Origin of the sequence: Burkholderia sp. Se-20378 (assembly GCF_017104665.1) — a bacterium.
GTDB lineage: Bacteria > Pseudomonadota > Gammaproteobacteria > Burkholderiales > Burkholderiaceae > Burkholderia > Burkholderia lata.
Genome location: NZ_JAAGPG010000547.1, coordinates 1 through 5,575, shown reverse-complemented (window position 1 = coordinate 5,575; position 5,575 = coordinate 1). Strand labels below are relative to the sequence as shown.

At 65.8% G+C, this 5,575-nt stretch carries 5 protein-coding genes; 3 read left to right on the top strand and 2 right to left on the bottom strand.

Annotated elements, in window-relative coordinates; genetic code table 11:
* The 3 genes from G3N93_RS33350 to G3N93_RS33340 all read left to right on the top strand — a co-directional run.
* On the top strand, positions 1-508 hold a 508-nt coding region (locus G3N93_RS33350; protein WP_241026802.1), incomplete at its 5' end, for a TRAP transporter small permease.
* A 4-nt stretch (positions 509-512) separates the two neighbouring features.
* Positions 513-1,865, top strand: a complete 1,353-nt coding sequence (locus G3N93_RS33345) for a TRAP transporter large permease (protein WP_174982666.1) — start codon at positions 513-515, stop codon at positions 1,863-1,865.
* 724 nt (positions 1,866-2,589) lie between these two features.
* A complete protein-coding gene (locus G3N93_RS33340) occupies positions 2,590-3,810 on the top strand; it encodes a hypothetical protein (protein WP_206134867.1) in 1,221 nt (406 codons plus the stop codon).
* A 360-nt stretch (positions 3,811-4,170) separates the two neighbouring features.
* Here the strand turns inward: G3N93_RS33340 and G3N93_RS33335 are convergent, their stop codons facing one another.
* A complete protein-coding gene (locus G3N93_RS33335) occupies positions 4,171-4,410 on the bottom strand; it encodes a hypothetical protein (protein ID WP_206134866.1) in 240 nt (79 codons plus the stop codon).
* 32 nt (positions 4,411-4,442) lie between these two features.
* Positions 4,443-5,575: FAD-binding oxidoreductase (locus tag G3N93_RS33330; RefSeq protein ID WP_206134865.1), on the bottom strand; the 1,133-nt coding region annotated here is incomplete at its 5' end.

Here is a 5,575-nt window from a genome sequence, read left to right as displayed (position 1 = left end):
CGCGACGCCGGCGCGGCCGCATGCCGCGCCGCTGTTGCGCTGCGTGAACGACGTGCTGTTCCGCGTGCTGGCGGTGATCGCGTCGGCGTGCCTCGCGGTGCTGACGGTGCTGGTGTTCTACGCGGTTGTAATGCGCTACGTGTTCGAGAACGCGCCGGATTTCGTGGAGCCGATCGCGCTGCTGCTCGTGATCGTGATTGCGATGTTCGGTGCGGCGATGAAGGTGCGCGACGGCGGCCATATCGGCCTCGATTCGCTCGTGCGCCGGCTGCCGCCGAAATCGCGCACGGTGGTGATCGCGATCCAGCACCTGAGCCTGATCGCGTTCGCGATCATGATCATGGTCGGCTGCGGCAGCATGGCCGCCGAGACGATGGGCGACCGCATTCCGATCATCGGGCTGCCCGAAGGCGTGCGCTACCTGATCGCGATGCCCGCGGCGATCGCCATCATCCTCTTCTCGCTCGAGCACCTGCTCGCGCTTCGTCGTTCTTCGCCGGGACAATAACGCCATGGAACTCGCGATCCTGTCCGTCAGTTTTCTGATTTTCCTCGTGCTGGGCGTGCCCGTGTCGTTCGCGCTCGGGATAGCCTGCGTGCTGACCTATATGGTCGAAGGCTTGCCGATCGCTACCGCGATGCAGGCCATGATCTCGGGGATGAATGCGTTCTCGTTCCTCGCGGTGCCGTTCTTCATCTTCTCCGGCGAACTGATGCTGCATGGCGGCATCGCGGACCGGATCCTGCGCTTCGCGCAGGCGACCGTCGGCCACTTCCGCGGCGGCCTCGGGATGGCGAACGTCGTCGCCTGTACGCTGTTCGGCGGCGTGTCGGGCTCGCCGACCGCCGATACGTCGGCGATGGGCGGCGTGGTGATCCCGCTGATGAAGCGCGAAGGCTACAGCGCCGCGTATGCAGTGAACGTGACGACGCATGCGTCGCTCGCCGGCGCGCTGATGCCGACGTCGACCAACATGATCATCTACGCGTTCGCCGCGCAGGGCATCACCGGGATGCTGCACGGCCAGCCGGTGAGCGGCGTGTCGATCGGCGACCTGCTGTTCTCGGGGCTGCTGCCGGTGTTGTGGGTGATGGGCTTCGTGCTCGCCGCCGCGTACTGGCAGGCCGTGCGTCACGGCTATCCGCGCCGTGAAGACGGTTCGTCCGCGCTGCCCGCGTTCCCCGGCTGGTATGCGGTGCTGCGCAGCTTCGTCGGCGCGGTGCCCGGCCTGATGGTGATCGCGATCATCCTCGTGTGCGTCGCGAAGGGGATTGCCACCGCGACCGAAGCGGCCGCGATCGCCGTCGTGTACTCGCTCGTGCTGACCGCCTTCGTCTACCGGACGCTGACAGCCGCGAAGCTGCGCCGCGCGCTGTCGCATGCGGCACGTACGACGGGGGTCGTGCTGCTGCTGATCGCGGTGTCCAACATGCTGCGCTTCCAGATGTCGTACCTGGAGATTCCGGATGCGATCGAAGGGCTGCTGAAGCAGTCGACTGCGGCGCCGTGGCTGATGCTGCTGTACATCAACATCATCCAGGTGTTCCTCGGCACGTTCGTCGACATGGCCGCGCACATCCTGATCACGACGCCGCTGTTCCTGCCGATCGCGATGGCGTGCGGCGTCGGGCCGGTGCAGTTCGGGATCATGCTGCTGCTGAATTGCTCGCTCGGCCTCGTGCACCCGCCGATCGGGTCGGTGCAGTTCGTCGGCTGCGCGATCGGCAACGTGTCGATCGGCGAGACCACGAAGATGGCGTGGCCGTACTACCTCGCGATCTTCAGTGCGATCAACATCGTCACGTACCTGCCGTTCTTCTCGACCTGGCTGCCGAGCCTGATCAGCGGGCACGCGGTGTTCTGATCGGCTGTTTCACCTGCAGTGGCGCCGGACGACTCGGGTTGTCTGGCGCCGCTTTTGCATTGAACGTTCCCTTCACACAGAACTGACGCGCGGCACGCGCCTTGCAAGAGGTCGGTTACTTCGGAGCGGAGCCGGGTGCTTCGCACGCGAAGCCGAGTTGCGCGCATTCGGAACGGTTGACGACCCGTTGTCCCGCGGACGGATCGGCGTGGTCCGGCGGTGCGTATCGACACCGCTGCTGCATGCCCGGCATTAACCGTTGAACGTCAAAAATCAATACAAATTGCTTTCTCTTATATTCAATAATGTAATTATTTGTGCTGTTGACACGGTTTCCGTTCGCGAATAGATTTAAATGCAAGTCTTACAAGTACACGAATGAAATGACTGCGCCGAGGGGAAAATGAAAATTATCGATCGTCCCGGGAATCCAGGCTCCAGGGCCGCGCAGCGGCCGAGGCCGAGAAAATCGCACGGCATTGCGCCATTGTCATCGTCCGGATCGAGTTGATCCGCTACGAATCCTGCTTTCACCCGGGGCGCTTCGCACCTGTCTCCAGCTTGTATCGAGCCGACCGCATGCGGCGATTGTCGCGATGGCGCGGGCATCGCGCGGCAGGCCGGTTTCGCGAAGCGGACACCCCGTGCCTCCGCGCCGGCAGGCTCCGATTGAAGCCCTTGCCGCCCAATGCCGTCACGGCCGGACTCACATCTCGTCAAACGCATGAAACGCCCAACGTTGAAAGCCTGCATCGTCGGCACCTGGCAGGATGCCTGGCGCGCGGTCGGCCAGATGCCGGACCAGCACGTGCTGATGCTGGTCGTCCTGGTGGCGATCTTTTTTGTGGAGCACGATGCGATGCGTGCCGCCCGCGCGAGCTATCCCGATCACGCCGTCCTGAGTGCGTTGCTGAAGTCGCGCAGCTTCAAGTCCTTCATTGTGGATGCGTCGAATTTCGCCAATGTGTTGCTGGTCGTGCCGTTGACACGCTATGTGCTGCTGGGGAATGCGTCGAGCGCGCTGAAGGTGCCCAGGAAAACCTATATCCGATACTTTTTCCACTGGGTGCTGTACGTGTCCGTGCAGTCGTTCATCACGTGGTCCATATCCGCGCTCCACACGAGCCCCAAGCCGCTGGTAGCCTTGACGGGGTTTATCACCATCCTCGTGCTGGCCGTGGTGTTAACGCATTTCCTGCTCTGCTACCTGCTGATTTTCCCCTTGGTTGCACTGGAGTTGCCGCTGCAGTGGAAGGCTGTGTGGTCCGACATGAGCGGCCAGCGATGGAGCGCCTTCCTTATTTTCGTGATCGCGGGTTTCCTGCCGGCTTTCCTGTTGGCGGTACCGATTTTCAACGCGCCGCTTTTCCATGCTGCGCCTTTGCCCATCCAGGTGGTCGTCAAGGCGGCGCTCAAGGTCGTCGAGATTTCTCTGGGCACCGTGGCGACCGCGTGGATTTATCGCCGGTGCGTATCGCGGTCCGACGACGGTTCGGCGGTTTTGACGGCCGACGGCAAACCCGTCGCGGAAGCGATGCCCGAGCGTAGCGGCAGATCCTTCTGGCAGCTCGATCGTTCGACGGCATCGATGCGCCCGGATAAAGGGCCGCAGGCCAACAGCGATCGCACGCTGGGGGGCTATCGAGCGCGCAATGCCGAATGGCTCCTGCCGTTGGGGCTGTACGGGGTGCTCGTCCTCTCGAGCAATTCCGGCGGGCCGCTGCCGATCGGCGTGCGTCTGATCACCGGTCTCGTCGCCGTGCTCCTCCTGGGAAAGGCCTGCTACAAGGCGGCGCGCGCGTCGACGCCGTCCGCGACGGTCGTCGCCGGGATCATCATGGCGACGCTCGCGTGGCTGTTCTATGCGCACGGGGTGCAGGCAGTTTACATGCTGCCTTACCCCTTCGGGCAAAGCACGGTTCATCTCCAGCGTCACTGGTTCTGACGTCCGGCTCGCGGATCCCGCATCGATCGCCAGGAGGCGGCTCGGCTTCGTGCATGGCCGCGCTCAGGTGTCGATACGCATGCGTCCGGAGGCATGATGGCCAGAGTGGGGCCCGACGAAGACCCCACACAGGTTTCGACGATACGCCGACTGCGCCGCGCGGCTTGCACAATGCACGTGCTGCTCACGCCCGCTCGCCCGCCGCCGTAAACCCCTTCCTCGACATACGGTGCGGTGTCTCTTCCCCGCGCACCCGGCTCAACGGCGTTGCGCGGGATATCCGCGGCAGCGGCATTGCACGAGCAGGGAACGATGATCGCGGGAGGGCGGGGCCCGTGAACATCGCCGCATCGCGACCGGTCAGTCCTGCCGCTTGCCCGGATCGGTGCCGTCGCCCGACCGGTCGTCACGCCAATCCGCCAACTCGCGCCACAGCGCCGGGCGCGCATGATCACGCGGCGGCAGCTTGATCACGTACGCCACGCCTCGCACGTTGACCACGACCCCCGAGTCGGGCAGCGTGGCCGGGATGCCGGAGTTCGGCGGGTCGGCATCCGGTTCGGAAACCGTACCCGGGCCTGGCGGGTGTCGAAGGATCATGCGAATTCTCCGTGGCGCCGCGCAACGGCGCATCAATAGCGGACACGCCCGATCAGACCCAGCGGGTCGATGGCGTGCTGGATGGAGGCGGCAACCTGCCGTTGTGCGGCCGGCACGTGCTTGCGGTAGTACGCGACGTTGACCGGCCCGACGCCGTGCTCGGCGCTGAAGCAGCCACCGGCCCGCACGACGCGGTCGTACAGCGCGCCGCGCAGCGCCACCTGCTGCAGCGGCCCGTAGCGTTCCGCACTGGCGTGCGGGATCGACACGACGAGATGGCAGCCGCCATCGCCGAAATGGCCGAACGTGTGACAGCGCAGTAACGGATGCGCGACCGCGATCCACTGCTCGGCATCGGCGACGAACGCGGCCAGCGCGCCGCGCGGAAACGACACGTCGAACGACAGCGGAATGCCGTCCTGCGCAACGGCGGCCGGCAGTGCGTCGCGGATCCGCCAGAACCGTTCGGCCGGCGCGCAGGCGGCGTCGAGCACTACGCGCTCGCTCGCCAGCGCGTCGAGCGTCGCGATCGTGCGTTCCTCGAGCAGCGCGTCGAGCCCCGGCATGCCGGTCGCGATCTCGACGAGCGCATAGCACGCGGCAGTGTCGGCTTCGAACGGAATGCGCGACGCCGGAAACGCGGCCGCGACGCAGCCGACGGCCGCGGCCGACATGAATTCGAACGCCGACAGCATCTCGCCGAACGCGCGCTCGAACGCGAGCAGGCCGGCGAGCGCCGCGTCGTACGACGCAAACGCGACGAACGCCGCGCACGACGACCGTTCGAGCGGCGCGAGCGCGAATGACACGGCCGTCACGAGCCCGTTGGCGCCGTTCGCGCCGATGAAGCATTGCGTGACGTCGAAGCCCGCGTTGCGCTTGCGCAGCGGCGCGAGCGCGTCGATCACGGTGCCCGCCGCGTCGGCGAGCACGACTTCGACGCCGAGCACGTGGCGGCGCACGTCACCGTACTTGATCAGGCGGCTGCCGCCCGCGTTCGCGCCGACGAGGCCACCGGTCGACGGATCGCTGCCGAGGTCGATCGGCAGGCAGAGGCCGGTTTCGGCCGCCACGCGGTTGATGTCCGACAGCCGCGCACCGGCTTCGACCGTGATGCTGCGATTCGCCGCGTCGAACGCGCGCACGGCGCGCATCCGGTCGAACG